The organism is Arthrobacter globiformis NBRC 12137 (genome assembly GCF_000238915.1).
GTDB classification, from domain to species: Bacteria; Actinomycetota; Actinomycetes; order Actinomycetales; family Micrococcaceae; genus Arthrobacter; species Arthrobacter globiformis.
This window is the reverse complement of record NZ_BAEG01000111.1, coordinates 22768-40373: the sequence shown is the minus strand read 5'-3', so window position 1 is coordinate 40373 and position 17606 is coordinate 22768. Positions and strand designations below refer to the sequence as shown.

At 67.0% G+C, this 17606-nt stretch carries 18 protein-coding genes and 1 riboswitch; of the genes, 3 read left to right on the top strand and 15 right to left on the bottom strand.

Features of this window, described 5'->3' with window-relative positions; all coding sequences use genetic code 11:
* The 10 genes from lepB (ARGLB_RS20715) to ARGLB_RS20670 form a co-directional block, all read right to left on the bottom strand.
* Nucleotides 1-831, bottom strand: coding sequence for a signal peptidase I (gene lepB, locus ARGLB_RS20715; protein ID WP_003806066.1), 831 nt, complete (start codon nt 829-831; stop codon nt 1-3).
* On the bottom strand, nt 832-1512 hold the full coding sequence (gene lepB, locus ARGLB_RS20710; RefSeq protein WP_003806065.1) for a signal peptidase I: 681 nt from the start codon (nt 1510-1512) through the stop codon (nt 832-834).
* A gap of 83 nt (nt 1513-1595) precedes the next feature.
* Nucleotides 1596-1955 (bottom strand): 50S ribosomal protein L19, encoded by a 360-nt coding sequence (rplS, locus tag ARGLB_RS20705; RefSeq protein ID WP_003806064.1) that lies wholly within the window; start codon nt 1953-1955, stop codon nt 1596-1598.
* Nucleotides 1956-2183: 228 nt separating this feature from the next.
* The gene (gene trmD / locus ARGLB_RS20700) at nt 2184-2978 is read right to left on the bottom strand and encodes a tRNA (guanosine(37)-N1)-methyltransferase TrmD (RefSeq protein WP_003806063.1); all 795 of its coding nucleotides are present in this window, start codon (nt 2976-2978) and stop codon (nt 2184-2186) included.
* Nucleotides 2979-3560 (bottom strand): ribosome maturation factor RimM, encoded by a 582-nt coding sequence (gene rimM, locus ARGLB_RS20695; protein WP_003806062.1) that lies wholly within the window; start codon nt 3558-3560, stop codon nt 2979-2981.
* A gap of 129 nt (nt 3561-3689) precedes the next feature.
* On the bottom strand, nt 3690-3932 hold the full coding sequence (locus ARGLB_RS20690; RefSeq protein WP_003806061.1) for an RNA-binding protein: 243 nt from the start codon (nt 3930-3932) through the stop codon (nt 3690-3692).
* 1 nt (nt 3933) lies between these two features.
* Entirely contained in the window at nt 3934-4347 is a 414-nt protein-coding gene (gene rpsP / locus ARGLB_RS20685; protein ID WP_003806059.1) for a 30S ribosomal protein S16, read from the bottom strand.
* A 193-nt stretch (nt 4348-4540) separates the two neighbouring features.
* Nucleotides 4541-4975, bottom strand: coding sequence for a hypothetical protein (locus ARGLB_RS20680; protein ID WP_003806057.1), 435 nt, complete (start codon nt 4973-4975; stop codon nt 4541-4543).
* 94 nt (nt 4976-5069) lie between these two features.
* The gene (locus tag ARGLB_RS20675) at nt 5070-5945 is read right to left on the bottom strand and encodes a VOC family protein (protein WP_003806056.1); all 876 of its coding nucleotides are present in this window, start codon (nt 5943-5945) and stop codon (nt 5070-5072) included.
* A gap of 79 nt (nt 5946-6024) precedes the next feature.
* Nucleotides 6025-7107, bottom strand: a complete 1083-nt coding sequence (locus ARGLB_RS20670) for an amidohydrolase family protein (RefSeq protein ID WP_003806055.1) — start codon at nt 7105-7107, stop codon at nt 6025-6027.
* A 35-nt stretch (nt 7108-7142) separates the two neighbouring features.
* Nucleotides 7143-7250, top strand: a riboswitch (TPP riboswitch).
* Between ARGLB_RS20670 and thiC the strand changes: the two genes are divergently transcribed.
* Nucleotides 7246-9090, top strand: coding sequence for a phosphomethylpyrimidine synthase ThiC (gene thiC / locus ARGLB_RS20665; RefSeq protein WP_003806054.1), 1845 nt, complete (start codon nt 7246-7248; stop codon nt 9088-9090). Its footprint overlaps the riboswitch before it by 5 nt.
* Before the next feature lie 73 nt (nt 9091-9163).
* Here thiC and ARGLB_RS20660 read toward each other — a convergent pair whose 3' ends face one another.
* Both ARGLB_RS20660 and ffh read right to left on the bottom strand, forming a co-directional pair.
* On the bottom strand, nt 9164-9898 hold the full coding sequence (locus tag ARGLB_RS20660) for an alpha/beta fold hydrolase (protein WP_003806053.1): 735 nt from the start codon (nt 9896-9898) through the stop codon (nt 9164-9166).
* Nucleotides 9899-9955: 57 nt separating this feature from the next.
* On the bottom strand, nt 9956-11536 hold the full coding sequence (gene ffh, locus ARGLB_RS20655; protein ID WP_003806052.1) for a signal recognition particle protein: 1581 nt from the start codon (nt 11534-11536) through the stop codon (nt 9956-9958).
* 84 nt (nt 11537-11620) lie between these two features.
* Between ffh and ARGLB_RS20650 the strand changes: the two genes are divergently transcribed.
* The gene (locus tag ARGLB_RS20650) at nt 11621-13009 is read left to right on the top strand and encodes a glucose-6-phosphate dehydrogenase (protein ID WP_003806051.1); all 1389 of its coding nucleotides are present in this window, start codon (nt 11621-11623) and stop codon (nt 13007-13009) included.
* Nucleotides 13010-13074: 65 nt separating this feature from the next.
* Here ARGLB_RS20650 and ARGLB_RS20645 read toward each other — a convergent pair whose 3' ends face one another.
* Together ARGLB_RS20645 and ARGLB_RS20640 are read right to left on the bottom strand one after the other, a co-directional pair.
* On the bottom strand, nt 13075-13413 hold the full coding sequence (locus ARGLB_RS20645) for a P-II family nitrogen regulator (protein WP_003806050.1): 339 nt from the start codon (nt 13411-13413) through the stop codon (nt 13075-13077).
* Nucleotides 13410-14765, bottom strand: a complete 1356-nt coding sequence (locus tag ARGLB_RS20640; RefSeq protein WP_003806049.1) for an ammonium transporter — start codon at nt 14763-14765, stop codon at nt 13410-13412. The genes ARGLB_RS20645 and ARGLB_RS20640 overlap by 4 nt, the downstream gene beginning before the upstream one ends.
* A 226-nt stretch (nt 14766-14991) precedes the next feature.
* On the opposite strand from ARGLB_RS20640, the gene ARGLB_RS20635 reads away from it, so the two are divergent.
* The gene (locus ARGLB_RS20635) at nt 14992-16242 is read left to right on the top strand and encodes an MFS transporter (RefSeq protein ID WP_003806048.1); all 1251 of its coding nucleotides are present in this window, start codon (nt 14992-14994) and stop codon (nt 16240-16242) included.
* Nucleotides 16243-16302: 60 nt separating this feature from the next.
* Here ARGLB_RS20635 and ftsY read toward each other — a convergent pair whose 3' ends face one another.
* Nucleotides 16303-17520, bottom strand: coding sequence for a signal recognition particle-docking protein FtsY (ftsY, locus tag ARGLB_RS20630; RefSeq protein WP_003806046.1), 1218 nt, complete (start codon nt 17518-17520; stop codon nt 16303-16305).
* Nucleotides 17521-17606 lie beyond the last annotated feature (86 nt).

Below are 17606 nucleotides of genomic sequence, written 5' to 3'. Positions count from 1 at the left end.
CTAACCTGCCGACGGCACATTCTTGAAGACATCCGGGTAATTGTCCAGGCCCGCCCAGCGGTTCATCGGCCAGGCGATGACCGCCGCCTTGCCTTCGATGTCGGCGATGTCCACGAAGCCTCCGTTCGTGTCGGTGTGGGCACGGGAGTCCGCCGAGTGGTTGCGGTTGTCACCCATCACCCAGACTTTGCCCTGCGGCACGACGACGTCGAAGGTTCGCACTGCCGGAACTTCGGCCGGATTGACGTATGTCTCGTCCAGCGCCGCACCGTTGACGGTAATCTTGCCGCCGGCGTCACAGCAGATGACGTGGTCCCCGGGGAGCCCAATGACACGCTTGACCAAGTGCTGCTCGGAGTTGTCCGGCAGCAGGCCTACGAAGGTCAGCCCGTCCTCCACAACGCTGAACGGGCCGTCGGCCTTTTGCGGGGTGGGCGGCAGCCAGCCCTTGGTGTCCTTGAAGACCACCACGTCGCCGCGCTCCAGGGCGAACGGCTCCGGCACAAGGAGGTTCACGAAGATGCGGTCGTTGATGTCCAGCGTGTTCACCATCGACTCGGACGGAATATAGAAAGCCCGGAACAGGAAGGTTTTGATGAGGAAGGACAGCACGACGGCGATCACCACCACCGTGGCGATCTCCTTCAGCCACAGCAGGAAAGGATTGCGGGCACGGGCTTTTTCCTGACGGCGCGGGCCGGCGGGAGCAGGTGACCCGGGTCCGGTTCCGCCGGAGGCGGACACCTCCGAAACGGGCTCCTGGGCGGCATGCCGTCCCGGCCTCGCAGCAGCCTGCCGCGGTTCGGAGCTCCCGGGATCGATTTCCGGCATCTATTGTCCGTCCTTTGTTGTTGAAGTTGCCGCCAATGGCAGCCGCGCCACTGACGCAAATCTATCAAGCGGCCAGAGAATCTGTACCGGGCTTCCGATCACCCTGTCCGCACGCACCATGCCGCCGCCCGGGGCCCCCAGCAGGCTGCGGGAGTCGGCCGAGACCGAGCGGTGGTCCCCGAGCAGCCACAGCCGCCCCTCTGGCACTGTCACGTCGAACTTCTGGGTGCTCGCAGCATCACCGGCATACAGGTAGGGTTCCACGAGCGGCTGACCGTTGACTGTGAGGCGTTGGCCGGCGTCGCAACAGACGACGTGGTCGCCGGGAAGCCCGATAACCCGCTTTACATATGTAGTATCACTGCCGGTCACTCCCAGCCAGTGGCCTGCCGCGGCCGCCGCTTCCTGCAGCCGACCTTCCCCGCTGTTCAGCGGGGCGAACGAACCCCGGCCGTCGAACACGACGACGTCACCGCGGCGGATCGGTTCGGACTGGAAAGCGGTGCGGGACACCAGGATCCTGTCGCCCGTGCCGAACAGCGGCTCCATCGAGGCGGACGGAATGTAATAGACGTCCAGCCACAGCGAGCGGATCAGCCCGCTGACCAGGACGGCAGCCAGTACGGCCAGCAACGCAAAACGCCAGCCCGGTCTCCCTGGCTGGCGTTTTGTCTGGTCCATAATCCGTATCCTGTGGCGCTGTTGCGGATGGCTCCGGCGTTGCCGGACACGGGTTGGGACCCGCCGTGAAAGTCGGTAAGGACTTACTTGGCGGTGCTGAAGTCGCGCTTTTCCTTGATCTTCGCAGCCTTGCCGCGCAGTGCACGCATGTAGTAAAGCTTGGCGCGGCGCACGTCACCCTTGGTGACGAGCTCGATCTTTTCGATGATCGGGGAGTGCACCGGGAAGGTACGCTCAACGCCGACGCCGAAGGAAACCTTGCGGACGGTGAAGGTTTCGCGGATGCCGTCACCCTGGCGGCCCAGGACGAAGCCCTGGAATACCTGGACACGGGAGTTCTTGCCTTCGATGATGTTCACGTGAACCTTGAGGGTGTCACCCGCGCGGAACTCGGGAACATCGGTGCGCAGCGAGGCTGCATCTACGGAATCGAGGATATGCATTGATCCACTCCTGGTGAACGCCACAGGTCATCCACTTTGGGTCACGGCAGCCAAGCCCGGATGCTTCCGGGAATCGCTGCCGAAGTGTTGAGGTCCGGTCCCGCCACCCTTTGGCGGCACCGGGGTGCCTTGCTGTTGGTTACGCTCCCCCTGTGGCAGGCGCGGACCCAGCAGACACAAGGACTAATTTTGCCACATATGGCACGAATTGGTTAATTCTGGAACGGCTCAGGCTTCGGGCCGGGGCCTGAGGTGGCCGTCGACGACGTCGTACCCCAGGTCCGCGAGGGCGGTGCGGTCCGCGCGGGGCAGCGTCCCGGCGTCGAACGCCTCGAGCAGGTCAGGGCGGCGTTCCGCCGTCCTGCGGTACTGTTCGTGCCGGCGCCACTGCGCGATCTTGCCGTGGTTGCCGCTGAGCAGGATGGCCGGGACTTCCCGGTCGCGCCAGACCGACGGTTTGGTGTAGACGGGATACTCGAGCAGGCCGTCCGAATGTGACTCCTCCACGAGGGACTCGGGGTTGCCCACCACTCCGGGGAGCAGCCGGCCGATGGCTTCCACCATGGCCAGGACGGCCACTTCCCCGCCGTTGAGGACATAGTCGCCGAGGCTGACCGGGCGGACCGTGAAGTGTTCCTCGGCCCATTCGATGACGCGCTCGTCAATGCCTTCGTACCGCCCGCAGGCGAATACCAGTTGCTCCTCCCCGGCAAGCTCGTAGGCCAGCGCCTGGTTGAAGCGCTCCCCCGCCGGGGACGGGACGATCAGCACGGGCTTTGCCGCACCGGCCGGCCGGGCAGCCGCCACGGACTCCAGGGCCTGGGCCCACGGCTCGGCCTTCATCACCATGCCGGCGCCGCCGCCGTAAGGGGTGTCGTCCACGGTGCGGTGGCGGTCGGTGGTGAAAGTGCGGAGGTCGTGCACGTTCAGGTTCAGCAGCCCGTCCTGGCGGGCCTTGCCGATAAGCGACAGCTCCAGCGGTGCCAGGTACTCGGGAAAAATACTGACGACGTCGATTCTCATCTAGGCTCTGGCCTCCGGCTCAGCCTCGTCCTCGGCGGAGTCAGAGCCCCTGGTCTCGGGGTCCTCCCCGCCCTCCTCGTTGATCTCGAACAGGCCCGCCGGCGGAGTGAGCAGGACGTAACCCTCTGCGATGTTCACCTCGGGGACGATCTGTTCCACGAACGGGATGAGGATTTCCTTGCCGTCCGGCGTTTCGACGACGAGCAGGTCCTGCACGGGCATGGTGTTCAGGGCGCTGATCTTCCCTACGGCCCGGGAGCCGACCCGGGCCTCAAGGCCGACGAGCTCGTGCTCATACCAGCCCTCGTCGTCATCCTCGTCGAGTTCTTCGGTTTCGATGAACAGCTTGGCGCCGCGCAGGGTCTCGGCGCGGTTCCGGTCGGCCACCTCGTCAAAACCGAGCAGGAGGATGTCCTTGTTCCAGCGGGCACTGCGCACGGTGAGCGGCCCGGCGGAGGCGGGTTCCACCACAAACTCGGTGCCGGGAACGAACCGGTCCTCCGGCGCGTCGGTGAGCACCTGGACGGTCACCTCGCCGCGGATTCCGTGGGGTTTGCCGATACGGGCCACCTGAAGCTGCATGTGTTCCTCTGTTTGGACTGCGTGTGTGCGTCGTTAAGACAATTGTGGGTGTCAGGGCCCAAAGCAGTCCGGCCCCTCCACCGTTAGCTGGTGGAGGGGCCGGACTTTAAGGCAAGTGTTGCAGGCGCGTTACCGGCGGCGGTCGGTGTCGACGACGTCGACCCTGACCTGCTCGCCTTCTGCCAGCGCTGCCACGACCGTGCGCAGTGCACGCGCGGTGCGGCCCTGGCGTCCGATTACCCGTCCGAGGTCTTCCTGGTGAACGCGCACCTCGAGGGTATCCCCGCGGCGGTTGTTCTTGGCACTGACCTTGACGTCCTCAGGGGAGTCGACAATGCCGCGGACGAGGTGTTCGAGCGCTTCTGCCAGCAACTTACTCAGCCTCGGTGGTCTCTGCTTCAGCCTCGGCGGGGGCTTCCGATGCCTTGGCCTTCTTGGTGATGGCTTCCGGGATGATCACGGAACCCTTCTCGGGAGCAACGAATGCTTCCTTGTCGGCCTTGGTCTTCAGGGTGCCTTCCTGGCCCGGCAGACCCTTGAACTTCTGCCAGTCACCGGTGATCTTCAGGATCGCGGCGACCTGCTCCGACGGCTGCGCGCCGACGGACAGCCAGTACTGTGCACGCTCGGAGTCGACCTCGATGTATGAGGGCTCCTCGGTGGGGTGGTACTTGCCGATCTCTTCGATGGCACGGCCATCACGCTTGGTGCGTGAATCGGCGACAACGATGCGGTAGTACGGTGCGCGCATCTTACCGAAGCGCTTAAGGCGAATCTTTACGGCCACTTTTGTGGTCACTCCTGTTTCTGAAACGGGGTTGAACCCGCGTTCTGCACCCGTGGGGCGGGCCGTACTTGGGGGTTCGAAAAGGACAGGATCCAGACGCGGAGAGAGGGGCCACGCAGATCGAGTACCTGTCTATTGTGCCAGATCGTCCGCGTTATTTCGACTTGACATGCGGACGGAGGCTTATTGCGCGCTAGGAAGACCAGACATAGAGGCCGGTCCTGCTGCCCTCGTCGACGGTGGCGGCGAGCCCTGCCAGCTGCTGGACGTAGGTCTTCGCTTCTCCCGCACCAAAGGGCATGTCATCCTCGGCGGCCCAGCGCTCGGCCACCTCATCCAGGACGTTGCCTTCACCCTCGGATTCGTAGGTGAGAAGCTCGGCCAGGGCCCGGACCATCGCCGCCGGCACGCCCAGAAGTGAATCGCTGGCCACGTCCACCATGGCCAGTTCATAGTCCGCGCCCGCGGCGTGCACCGCGGCACCGGCAAGGTCGCCGAGCTGTTCGATCTCAAAATCAGTGATGCCGGCGATCCGGATGCCGTCTCCGGCAGCGGCGCCGCCCTCCAGCGCCCCTGCCCGCTTGAGGGCGTCATTGTGGGTGGCAACAAACACTTCGGTGAAGCCCATGGATTCATTCTCATTCCGTCGGCGGTGGATGCCCCGGCGTCGGCGGTGCCGGGGCCCTTCGAATGTCAGCCTAACCCAACCGGGTCCGCCGGGCTTAGCGCACGGCCACGCGGAGGCGGTTGCGCCACGGATCCTCGAACCGGAGCTCGGAGCCGGTGTGGTGCGATTCGACTCCGGCGACTTTGAGGCGGTCGGCGAGGGCGCCGACGTCGTCCCCCGAGGGGACCTCGATGAGGACCTCGCCAAGGCCCAGGGTGTCCCGGCGCGGGCCTGCGCCCCGGCTGTTCCAGACGTTCATGGCCATGTGGTGGTGGTAGCCGCCGGCGGACACGAAGAGTGCCTGGCCGTGCCAGCCGGCCGTCTTTTCGAATCCCAGGGTGCCGACGTAGAAGTCGTGGGCGGACTGGACGTCACCCACCTGCAGGTGGACGTGCCCCACCCCCGCGCCGGTGCCGCGCTGGCCTTCCACGGACTCCTGCGTGAGGTGGTCCTGGAGGTACTTCTGCGGCGGCAGCGCCAGGCTGTCCATGACCACGTTGCTGCCGTCCCAGGACCAGGCCTCACGCGGCCGGTCCCAGTAGAGTTCGATCCCGTTGCCCTCCGGATCGGTGAAGTAAAACGCCTCGCTCACCAGGTGGTCGGCGCTGCCCACGAAGGACTGCGGTTCATACTGGGCGGCGCTGGCAACGGTGGCGGCCAGCGAGGACTGGCCTTCGAACAGGAGCGCCGTGTGGAAGAGGCCGGCTTCGCCCCGGCCGGGAATGTTGAGGCCGGGCGCGGGAGCAAGGTGCACCAGCGGCGTCGCGAGGCGGCCGAGGTAGAGGCCGCCGTCCTGCTCGGCGACGACGTCGAGGCCGAGGGCGCGCTGGTAGTAATCGGTCATGAGCTTCATGTCGCCCACTTTGAGCATGACGGTGCCCATGGTGAGGTCGGCAGGAAGCAAGTCCTGGCTGCTGTCTGCTGCTGTCATTGAATACTCCCGAAATGTCCGGACCACCGGATTTCGGCGGCCTCTACATCTCTAAATTACTTGAAGCTTCAATTTATTCCTAATGCACGATCTTTCCGCGGAGCACCACATTCGTGAGGCTGCGGATGGTCTCCGGCACGGCTCGGGGGTCCTCCCGGCAGACCACCACGTCCGCGGCCGCGCCTTCCGCCAGTCCCTCGGCCCCGAGCCAGCGGCGCGCGCGCCAGCAGGCCGCGTCAAGCGCCGCTGCCGCCGGAAGCCCGGCGGCGTGAAGTTCGAGGATTTCGTCCGCGATGCGGCCGTGGCGGATCACACTGCCGGCATCTGTTCCCGCGTAGATTTCGACGCCGGCCTCGTAGGCCTCCAGGACACGCTCGCGACGGCGGGCCCACAGTGCGCGCATGTGCTCCGCATACCGCGGGAACTTCGGCTCGGCCTGGGCGGCGATGTCCGGGAAGGTGGCGATGTTGATGAGCGTCGGCACGATCGGCACCTGCTGCTCGACGAACTGCGGAATGTGCCGGGGCAGCAGGCCCGTGGCGTGCTCGATGCAATCGATGCCGGCGTCCAGCATGTCATCCAGGGTGTCCTCGCCGAAGCAGTGCGCCGTGACCCTGGCCCCCTCGTCGTGGGCGGCGCGGACGGCGTCCCGCACGGCCGCGGCGGGGAACGAGGGCGTGAGGTCGCCGGCGGTCCGGTCGATCCAGTCACCCACCAGCTTGACCCAGCCGTCCCCTTCCCGCGCCTGCTTGCGCACCGCCTCCACAAGGCCCTCCGGCTCGACTTCCACCGCGAAGTTCCTCAGATACCGGCGGGACCGGGCCACATGCCGGCCCGCCCTGATGATCCGCGGCGTGTCGGACCGCTGCTGCAGCCAGCGGGTGTCGCTGGCGGCCCCGGCGTCCCGGACAAGGAGCGTGCCGGCGTTGCGGTCCGTCATGGCCTGGCGGTACGCCACGTCGTCGTCCACAGGACCGCCCGGGCCCAGGCCGATGTGGCAGTGGGCGTCCGCGAACCCGGGCAGGACCCAGCCGTCCAGGACGGCGTCCGGCCGTTGGCCCGGAGGATTGAACGTCAGCTTCCCGTCCACGGCCCAGAGCCCGCGGCGTTCCTCGTCCGCAGCAGTGAGCACGGGTCCGCTGAATTCGATGATGTGAGCCATGACTCCAGCCTAAGCCGAAGCTGTGGTAGCTTCGTCTACGACCACACGGGTGCCCCTGCAGGGGCTGAGATCAGGCTGGTGCAGCCTGCGACCGTTGAACCTGTCCGGGTAATGCCGGCGAAGGAAGTGAGCAGTACATTGAGCACCCAGAAATCACAGCTGAGCCCTGCCCAAAACAATGCAGCCCCAAACAATGCAGCCCAAAGTGAAGCCGCCGGTGATGCTGCCGGCAGTGTCACGCAGTCGCTGAAATCCCATTCACTGGCGTATCTGGAGGGGGACGGCCTGCGGGTTCCGGTAACGGAAATCGCCCTGGAGCCTTCACCGAACGGTGAGCAGAACGCCCCGCTGCGGGTTTACCGCACGGCGGGTCCGGGCAGCGACCCCGTGGTGGGCCTCGCGCCGTTCCGGGCGGAATGGATTGCGGCACGGGCAGACACGGAAACGTACGAGGGACGTGAACGGAACCTGCTCGACGACGGCAAATCAGCCGTGCGCCGCGGCGCGGCTTCCGCCGAGTGGAAGGGCGCCAGGCCGGTGCCCCGCCGTGCGGCGGAAGGCAAGACCGTGACGCAGATGCATTACGCGCGGCAGGGCATCATCACCCCCGAAATGCGCTTCGTGGCCCTCCGCGAAAACTGCGATGCGGAACTGGTCCGCAGCGAACTCGCCGCCGGACGGGCCATCATCCCCACCAACATCAACCACCCGGAGTCCGAGCCGATGATCATCGGCAAGGCGTTCCTGGTGAAGATCAACGCCAACATCGGCAACTCGGCTGTCACCAGCTCCATCGCGGAGGAAGTGGACAAGCTGCAGTGGGCCACCCAGTGGGGCGCGGACACGGTCATGGACCTGTCCACGGGCGACGACATCCACACCACGCGTGAGTGGATCATCCGCAACTCCCCCGTGCCGATCGGCACGGTGCCGATCTACCAGGCCCTGGAAAAGGTCAACGGCGAAGCGAACGCCCTCACCTGGGAAATCTTCCGTGACACCGTCATCGAACAGTGCGAACAGGGCGTGGACTACATGACCATCCACGCCGGCGTGCTGCTGCGATACGTGCCGCTCACGGCGAACCGCGTCACCGGCATCGTTTCCCGCGGCGGGTCGATCATGGCCGGCTGGTGTCTGGCCCACCACCAGGAAAACTTCCTGTACACCCACTTTGACGAGCTGTGCGAGATCTTCGCCAAGTACGACGTCGCCTTCTCGCTGGGCGACGGTCTCCGGCCCGGCTCGACGGCGGACGCCAACGACGCCGCGCAGTTCGCCGAACTGGACACCCTGGCTGAGCTGACCCAGCGGGCCTGGGAGTACGACGTGCAGGTCATGGTGGAAGGGCCGGGGCACATCCCGTTCCACCTGGTGCGTGAGAACGTTGAGCGCCAGCAGGAGCTTTGCAAGGGTGCGCCTTTCTACACGCTGGGCCCGCTGGTCACGGACGTGGCCCCCGGCTACGACCACATCACCTCGGCGATCGGCGCCACCGAAATCGCCCGGTACGGCACGGCGATGCTGTGCTACGTCACGCCCAAGGAACACCTGGGCCTGCCGAACAAGGACGACGTAAAGACCGGCGTCATCACCTACAAGATCGCCGCCCACGCGGCCGACCTTGCCAAGGGGCACCCCGGCGCGAACGAGCGGGACGATGCACTGTCCAAGGCCCGGTTCGAGTTCCGGTGGCGCGACCAGTTCGCGCTGTCGCTGGACCCGGTGACGGCCGAGTCCTTCCACGATGAGACGCTGCCGGCTGAACCGGCCAAGACAGCGCATTTCTGTTCGATGTGCGGGCCGAAGTTCTGCTCCATGAGGATCAGCCAGGACATCCGGAACGAGTACGGCTCAGCCGAGGCGCAGGCCGCACTCGCCGAGATGGCGGAGGGCATGCGCGAGAAGAGCCAGGAATTCCTCGCTGCGGGCGGAAAGGTGTACCTGCCCGAGCTGCGGCTTCCGGAGTCAGCCCGCAACTGACGGCTCCCGGAAATCCCTGTCCGGCTGGCATTGGGGGCTGGCCGGACGGGGGTCCGTCAGGACGAAGTGTTCATCAGGATGCTTGGGGATGCTGGCGCCGGCTGACCTCGGCGATGAACGACCTGATGTAACGGTCGCCCTCCGGTGAATCGTTGGGCCGGTGCCCGCCCGCAGCGATGCGGTGCAGGGCGCCCGTCTCCTGCAGGTAGCCGGCAATTTCCTCGTACAGCGGCTCCCAGCCCCCGGTGAGAACCAGGGTGGGAACACCCGGCACGATCTGCAGCGGCGCCTGCCACGGGGGCGCCTGCAGCCGCAGCCTGCGCGCAGCCCGCTTCGCCTCGGGGGTACTGGGCTCCGGGGTGTCCGCCGCGAAGGCGCGGCGCAAAAACTCACGTTCGTAGTCGTCGTCGCCGAGCTGGTGCCTGACCTCGAACAGCGGCTCCATCAGGGCGCGGTGCGCGGCCGTGGCGGGCAAGTCGGCGGTGAGCGACAGGCAGGCCGGTTCCACGAGCGTCAGAGAGAAGACCAGGTCCGGGCGTTCGACGGCGGCCATCATGGCGGCGATGGCGCCCTGCGAATGCGCCACCACGTGGCCCCCGGCAGCCCCGCGACCGTCGTCGGCCAGGGACCGCAGCACAATGCGGGCGTCCTCGGCGAAGTCGGTCTCCAGCGGTTCGGCCTCCGTGTCAAAGCCGTGGCGCCGCAGAAACAGGGCGTCGTACTGCAGGGCCATGCCGTGCTGGCGCGGCCACGCCGCGGAGCCGAAATTCCCGGCACCGTGGACGAACACTACCCGCTGCTTATACATGACCCAACCTTATGGCAGCGGTCTGACATCGGCGCCGGCCGACATGACCGTGCGCCCCTACTTGCCGCCCATGAACTTGTCGAAGCCCTTGGGCAGGTTCAGCTGGGACGGATCGAAGTCGCCCGACTGCTGGCCGAAGGCTGCTCCGGTGGGCACCGCCTTGGAAGCCCCCGCCCGCCTGGCCTCCGCTTCGCGAAGCTCCTGCGCCGCCTTGGCAGGGTTGCCGGAACGGGCCTTTTTCTTGGGCGCGTTCTTGCCGCCCTTGCGGGCACCGCCGGCACCCATGCCGGGCATCCCGGGCATCCCCGGCATGCCGCCGCCCTGGGCCATCTTCTTCATCATCTTCTGGGCCTGGGCGAAGCGTTCCAGCAGCCCGTTGACCTCGGACACGTGCACGCCCGAGCCGCGGGCGATGCGGGCCCGGCGGGAGCCGTTGATGATCTTGGGTGCCACCCGCTCGTGCGGGGTCATCGAGCGGACAATGGCCTCCACCCGGTCGATCTCGCGCTCGTCGAACTGCTCCAGCTGCTGCCGGATGTTCTGCGCGCCGGGCATCATCATGAGCATCTTCTTCATGGAGCCCATTTTGCGGATCTGCTGCATCTGCGCGAGGAAGTCGTCAAGCGTGAAGTCCTCCTGGTCGGCGAATTTCTTCGCCATCCGGGCTGCTTCATCCTTGTCCCAGGACTTTTCAGCCTGCTCAATGAGGGACAGGACGTCACCCATGTCCAGGATGCGCGAAGCCATCCGGTCCGGGTGGAACAGTTCGAAGTCGTCCAGGCTTTCACCGGTCGAGGCGAACATCACGGGTTTGCCGGTGACCGACGAAACGGACAGCGCGGCACCGCCGCGAGCGTCGCCGTCGAGCTTTGACAGCACGATGCCGGTGAAGTTCACGCCTTCGTCGAAGGCGGTCGCCGTGTTGACGGCGTCCTGGCCGATCATCGAGTCGATCACGAAGAGGACTTCGTTGGGGACAATGGCCCGGCGGATCTGGCGCGCCTGCTCCATCATGTCGGCGTCGACGCCGAGGCGGCCGGCGGTGTCCACGATGACGACGTCGTGCAGCTTCTGGCGCGCTTCCTCGACGCCGGAGCGTGCGACGGCGACGGGGTCGCCGGCCGGGTGGGCCAGTTCTGAGGTGGCGCCCGGGTGCGGCGCGAAGACGGGAACGCCCGCGCGCTGGCCCACAACCTGCAGCTGCGTCACGGCGTTGGGACGCTGGAGGTCACAGGCCACCAGGATGGGGCTGTGGCCCTGCGCCTTCATCCACTTGGCGAGCTTTCCGGCCAGGGTGGTCTTGCCGGCGCCCTGGAGGCCGGCGAGCATGATGATGGTGGGGCCGGTCTTGGCCATCCGGATGCGCCGCGTCTCGCCGCCGAGGATCTCGACAAGCTCCTCGTTGACGATCTTCACGATCTGCTGGCTGGGGTTCAGGGCCCCGGAGACTTCGGCGCCAAGCGCGCGCTCACGGACCTGCCCGGTGAATTCCCGGACCACGGGCACGGCAACATCCGCATCCAGCAGGGCGCGCCGGATCTCGCGGACTGTGGCGTCGACATCGGCCTCGGTGAGGCGGCCCTTGCCGCGAAGGTTCTTGAAGGTTGCTGTCAACCGGTCAGAGAGTGAATTGAACACGCGCCGTGCACTTCTTTCAGTGGATGAACGGGACTCGACTATCTAGGGTATCAAGTCACGCCTGCAAGGTGGCATGCTGGCAGGGTGACGAGCCAAACGACTGTAAAAACCCTGCTCATCCTCGGCGCCTCCGGTGATCTGACCGGCCGGCTCCTCCTGCCCGGCCTGGCCAGGCTGGTGGCCACCGGCCGCGCCACGGGCCTAAAGCTCGTGGGGGCCGGTTCGGATCCGTGGTCAGGGGACCAGTGGCGGGAACGCGTGCGCACCGCCTTCGATGCGGCCGCCGAAACAGCTGACGGCGCCGGCAAGGAGGCGCTGGCGGCCACGGCAAAGTCCACGGAGTACCATCAGGCCGACGTCACCGCGGACGGCCCGCTCGCGCAGCTCCTGGCCGACCTCGAGGGCCCGGTTGCTGTCTACTTCGCCCTGCCGCCGCAGGTCAGCCAGAAGGCCTGCGAAATCCTGCGGCCCGAGCAGGTCCCCGCCGGCACCCGCCTGGTGATGGAAAAGCCCTTCGGCTCCGGCGAGGAGTCCGCCCGTGAACTCAACAAGACGCTCCTGACCCTGGTCCCGGAGGACCATATCCACCGGGTGGACCATTTCCTGGGCAAGGCCACCGTCCTGAACATTCTGGGACTCCGGTTCGCCAACAATTTCCTGGAGCCGGTGTGGAACCGCGACCACATCGCCAAAGTGGAAATCATCTTCGAGGAGGACCTGGCGCTGGAGGGCCGGGCGCGCTACTACGACGGCGCGGGCGCACTGCGCGACATGATCCAGAGCCACCTGCTGCAGATCATGGCGCTGCTGGCCATTGAGCCGCCGGCCACCATCGGCGAGCGCGACCTCCGCGACGCCATAGCCGCCGTCCTGCGGGCCAGCAGCATCAAGCCGCCGTACACGGAGAGCACCCGGCGGGCGCGCTACCTGGCGGGAAGCCTGAACGGCAGGGACGTCCCCGATTACACCGCGGAGGAGGGGGTGGATCCGGACCGGAACACCGAGACCCTCGCCGAAGTGCACGTGGGCATCGCCAACTGGCGCTGGAAGGGCGTGCCGTTCATCCTCCGCTCCGGCAAGGCCCTCGGGGCCAAGCGCAAGGAGGCTGTGGTCACCTTCCGGCCGGTCCCGCACCTGCCCGCTGGCTTCACCGGCAGGGACACGCCCAACACGCTCCGGATCGGCTTCGGTCCCGACACATTGGAACTCGACGTCGACGTCAACGGTCCCGGGGATATCTTCAGCCTGGACCGCGCCGCGCTCGTGGCCGAACTCAACGCCTCCGAGCTGCTGCCCTACGGCGAAGTCCTGGAGGGCGTCCTGACCGGAGACCCGCTGCTCTCCGTGAGGGGCGACACCGCGGAGGAATGCTGGCGGATCGTCGAGCCGGTACTGGCTGCCTGGGCAGCAGGCAAAGTTCCGCTGGGGGAATACCGGGCAGGTTCCGGCGGGGCCGCCCCGAAAGAGGCTTAACTCGCAGAGGGCCGGTCACCGTTTCGGTGACCGGCCCTCGCGCTGCGTTGGGCTGGAGGTGCTGGCTAGATGGCGGCTACGCCGCGTTCACCCGTCCGCACCCGCACTGCTTCGAAAACATCGACAGTCCAGACCTTGCCGTCGCCGGCGCGGCCCGTGTTGGAGCTGGCGATGATGACATCCAGGATGTCGTCAGCCTGTTCGTCCGTGGCCAGCACCTCAACGCGGATCTTGGGCAGCAGGTCCACGTTGTATTCGGCGCCGCGGTAAACCTCGGTGTAACCGCGCTGCCGGCCGTAGCCGCTGGCCGCGCTGACCGTCAGGCCCTGGACGCCGTAGGCCTCCAGCCCTTCGCGGATCGATTCGAGCTTCTCCGGACGAACGATTGCTGTAATCAGTTTCATGCCCCCACGCTTTCCTTACCTGTTGCTGCTTCTGTCTTCTTGCCGTCGCTGCCTGCGGGTGCCGTGTCGGTGCCGCTGGTCTGGCCGGTGATCAGCTCATGCAGGGGCTGGAAGCTGCCGCCGTGGCCGCCGACGCCGAACTCGTAGGCGGTTTCTGCGTGCAGGCTGAGGTCCACACCGACGGCTTCCTGCTCCTGGGAGACCCGGAAGCCCATGGTCTTGTGGATGGCCACTGCGATGATCGCGGTCAGGATGGCCGAGTAAGCGATGGAGATTCCCGCTGCTGCCAGCTGGGCCCAGAGCTGGGTCAGGCCGCCGCCGTAGAAGAGGCCGCCGCCGACGCCGTCCGTGGGGAGGGCGATGAAGCCGAGGGCAACGGTGCCGATGATGCCGGAGACGAGGTGCACGCCGACGACGTCCAGCGAGTCATCGAAGCCCCAGCGGAACTTGAGCCCGACGGCGAGTGCGGAGGCCACACCGGCAACGACGCCGAGTCCAAGGGCGCCGACCGGGCTGACGTTTGCACAGGCCGGGGTGATGGCGACGAGGCCGGCGACCACACCGGAGGCAGCACCCAGCGAGGTGGGGTGGCCGTCACGGATGCGTTCGGTGACCAGCCAGCCGAGCATGGCAGCAGCCGGAGCGGCCAGGGTGTTGATCCAGATCAGGCCGCCCTGTTCCGCGGTGGTGGCGGCGCCGCCGTTGAAGCCGAACCAGCCGAACCACAGGATGGCGGCGCCGAGCATGACGAACGGGATGTTGTGCGGGCGGTGGTTCGGGTCCTTGCCGAAGCCCTTGCGGTTGCCGATGATGAGGACCAGGATCAGCGCGGCCACACCGGCGTTGATGTGGACAACGGTGCCGCCGGCGAAGTCGATCGCAGGGCCGAGGGCCTTGCCAACAGCGCCCTCGGGGCCGAAGAGGCCGCCGCCCCAGACCATGTAGGCGAGGGGGCAGTACACCAGTGTGACCCAGACGGGCACGAAGACGCTCCAGGCGCCGAACTTGGCACGGTCCGCGATGGCGCCGCTGATGAGGGCGACGGTGATGATCGCGAAGGTGGCCGCGTAGCCGACCTTGATGAGGCCGTCAGGGGTGGTGATGCCCTCGAGGCCGAAGGTCGCGAACGGGTTCCCGACAATCTGCAGGAACCCCTCGCCGGAGCTCATCGATGCGCCCCAAAGTACCCACACCACACCGACCATGCCGATGGAGATGAAGCTCATCATCATCATGTTCAGTGCTGCCTTGGCACGTGTCATGCCGCCGTAGAAAAATGCCAGACCTGGTGTCATGAACAGCACGAGTGCCGCCGCCACCATGAGCCATACGTGACCTGCGGTAAGTTCCATGGTGCACGTCCTCTCTGATCGAATGCTGCGGAGTGATCCGCCTGCCCAACGCCTTTTGCGTCCTGGATCAAGTTTTGCCGCGGTGTGTTTCGCTGGCGGAGGATTTAGATTGCGGGCCTGTTACAACAACCTCCCTGACGTAAATGGTGCATATCCTGCTTGTTACGGCTATGTTTCATCCGCCCCAAACGCCCGTCCCGACCGTTTCCCAAGGATTCCCAGCTTCATGACGCCACTCCCCCGTAACGCCGCGGGCAAACCCCGGTTCAGTGCGGTCCGCCGCGCCGACGGCGCTCCGCTGCCCCGTGACATCAAGGTGATGCTCGTCGCAGCCTTCCTGATCGCGCTGGGCTTCGGCCTCGTGGCACCGGTGCTGCCACAATTCGCCACCACGTTCGACGTCGGGGCGACGGCCGCCGCCGTCATCGTCAGCATCTTTGCGCTCATGCGGCTGTTGTTCGCTCCCGCCGGCGGGGCGCTCATCGGCAGGCTGGGCGAACGGCCGGTCTATGTCGCCGGCCTGCTCATCGTGGCGGCCTCCACTGCGGCGTGCGCCTTCGCGCAGAACTACTGGCAGCTGCTGGCGTTCCGCGGGCTGGGCGGTGCCGGATCGGTCATGTTCACGGTGGCCTCGATGGCGCTGGTCATCAGGCTGGCGCCCCCGGAAAGCCGCGGCCGGGTGTCCGGCGCGTACGCGTCCGCGTTCCTGATCGGCAACGTCTGCGGGCCCATCGTCGGCGGCCTGCTGGCCGGCTTCGGCCTGCGCATCCCGTTCCTCGCCTACGCCGGCGCTCTCGTCCTCGCCGCCCTGGTGGTGCAGACGCAGCTCAGCCATGTTCCCGGCTCAGCCCGCGGCGGGGCAGGCGGCGCACCGGCCATGAGGCTCGGCGAGGCCTTCCGCGACAGCGCTTACCGGGCAGCCATGCTCTCCAGCTTCGCCAACGGATGGGCGACGTTCGGGGTTCGCATGGCCACGGTGCCGCTGTTTGCCGTCACGGCCCTGGGCTCCGGGCCAGGGGCAGCGGGTTGGGCGCTGGCTGTCTTCGCTGCCGGGAACGCCCTCGCCCTGACCGTGTCTGGCCGGCTGGCGGACAGCCTGGGCAGGAAGCCGATGATGGTGGCCGGACTCGTGGTCACGGGCGCGGCGACGGCGGGGATCGGCCTGATGCAGGGGCTGGGGTGGTTCCTGGCCGCCTCGATGCTGGCGGGAGTGGGCGCGGGAATGCTCAATCCGGCGCAGCAGGCGGCGGTCGCCGACGTGATCGGCCGCGACAGGTCCGGCGGGCCTGTGCTGGCTGCCTACCAGATGACGTCCGACATCGGCGCCATCCTCGGCCCGGTGCTCGTCGGTCTGCTGGCCGACCGGCTGGGTTACAGCTGGGCCTTCGCCGCGACAGGCGCCGTGCTGCTGGTCGCCGCCCTGGGCTGGCTGGCCGCGCGGGAGACGGTGCAGCGCCAGCCTGACCCAACTGGGTAGCAGCAGGGGGCGTTCCCAAGGCTGGGAACGCCCCCTGCTGCTACCTACTTGGGATGCGGGCTAGTTCAGGAGCGCGTCGACGAAACCCTCGGCTTCGAATGGGGCGAGGTCGTCCGCGCCCTCGCCGAGGCCGATGAGCTTCACAGGCACGCCCAGGGTCTTCTGGATGGCGACGACGATGCCACCCTTCGCGGTTCCGTCCAGCTTGGTCAGGACGATGCCGGTGATGTTGACAACCTCGGAGAAGACCCGCGCCTGGTTGAGCCCGTTCTGACCGGTGGTGGCGTCCAGGACCAGGAGGACCTCGTCCACCTCTGCCAGCTTTTCCACGACGCGTTTGACCTTGCGGAGCTCGTCCATGAGGCCGACCTTGTTCTGCAGGCGGCCGGCGGTGTCGATCATGACGACGTCGACCTCCTGCTCAATGCCGGCCTTCACGGCCTCGTACGCCACGGACGCCGGGTCCGCGCCGTCGATGTCGGACTTCACGGTGAGAACCCCCACCCGCTGTCCCCAGGTGGCCAGCTGCTCGGCGGCGGCCGCGCGGAAGGTGTCGGCAGCGCCGAGCAGGACGTCCTTGTCCTCCGCCACGAGGACGCGGGCCAGCTTTCCCACCGTAGTGGTCTTGCCCACGCCGTTGACGCCGACCACCATCATGACGGCGGGCCTGTCCGCGTGCCGTTCAATCCGCAGGCTGCGGTCCATGGACGGGTCCACGATCTTGATGAGCTCTTCCCGAAGCAGTGCCTTGACGTGCTCGGGGTCGCGGGTGCCCAGGACCTTCACGCGTTCGCGGAGTGCGTCCACCAGCTCCATGGTGGGCTCAGTGCCCAGGTCGGCCAGGAGCAGGGTCTCCTCCACCTCATCCCAGACGTTCTCATCGATCTTGTCGCTGGAGAGCAGCGCCAGCAGGCCCTTGCCGAGCACGTTGTTGGATTTGACCAGGCGCTCCCGGAGGCGGGTCAGCCGCCCGGCCACAGGCAGCGGCGTCTCCACCGCGATGGTCTCCAGGCCGGCTGCGTCATCCGGGACGTCGGCTTCCAGCCCTTCAAGGTCGACGGCGTCTGGGTCCTTTCGGACTGCAGGCGCGGCAGGCGCGGACGGGCGGTCCTCGAGGAGTGTCCCCCCGCCTCCGAGCGGCTCAACGGGGTCGTTGGCGTCCCGGGTGCCGGGGTACGGGTTGCCGGATTTCCGGGCCTTCATCAGCACCGGGACCAGCCCGCCGATAACTACCAGGGCAGCAAGAATGGGCAGAAGAATCGGGATGATGTCATTCACACCCCTAGCTTCTCACAAGCGACAGGCGCTTCTCACAAGCCGCGGGCGGCACGGGCAGCCACCGCCGCGGTCGTCCTGGGCGGGTC

What these genes read in the sequence shown, in the direction of transcription:
- ARGLB_RS20645 (WP_003806050.1), bottom strand. Translation starts at nt 13,413, where the DNA reads ATGAAACTGATTACAGCAATCGTTCGTCCGGAGAAGCTCGAATCGATC.
- lepB (WP_003806066.1), bottom strand. Translation starts at nt 831, where the DNA reads ATGCCGGAAATCGATCCCGGGAGCTCCGAACCGCGGCAGGCTGCTGCG.
- ARGLB_RS20635 (WP_003806048.1), top strand. Translation starts at nt 14,992, where the DNA reads ATGACGCCACTCCCCCGTAACGCCGCGGGCAAACCCCGGTTCAGTGCG.
- rimM (WP_003806062.1), bottom strand. Translation starts at nt 3,560, where the DNA reads ATGCAGCTTCAGGTGGCCCGTATCGGCAAACCCCACGGAATCCGCGGC.
- lepB (WP_003806065.1), bottom strand. Translation starts at nt 1,512, where the DNA reads ATGGACCAGACAAAACGCCAGCCAGGGAGACCGGGCTGGCGTTTTGCG.
- rplS (WP_003806064.1), bottom strand. Translation starts at nt 1,955, where the DNA reads ATGCATATCCTCGATTCCGTAGATGCAGCCTCGCTGCGCACCGATGTT.
- ARGLB_RS20680 (WP_003806057.1), bottom strand. Translation starts at nt 4,975, where the DNA reads ATGGGCTTCACCGAAGTGTTTGTTGCCACCCACAATGACGCCCTCAAG.
- trmD (WP_003806063.1), bottom strand. Translation starts at nt 2,978, where the DNA reads ATGAGAATCGACGTCGTCAGTATTTTTCCCGAGTACCTGGCACCGCTG.
- ARGLB_RS20660 (WP_003806053.1), bottom strand. Translation starts at nt 9,898, where the DNA reads ATGTATAAGCAGCGGGTAGTGTTCGTCCACGGTGCCGGGAATTTCGGC.
- ARGLB_RS20675 (WP_003806056.1), bottom strand. Translation starts at nt 5,945, where the DNA reads ATGACAGCAGCAGACAGCAGCCAGGACTTGCTTCCTGCCGACCTCACC.
- ARGLB_RS20640 (WP_003806049.1), bottom strand. Translation starts at nt 14,765, where the DNA reads ATGGAACTTACCGCAGGTCACGTATGGCTCATGGTGGCGGCGGCACTC.
- ARGLB_RS20670 (WP_003806055.1), bottom strand. Translation starts at nt 7,107, where the DNA reads ATGGCTCACATCATCGAATTCAGCGGACCCGTGCTCACTGCTGCGGAC.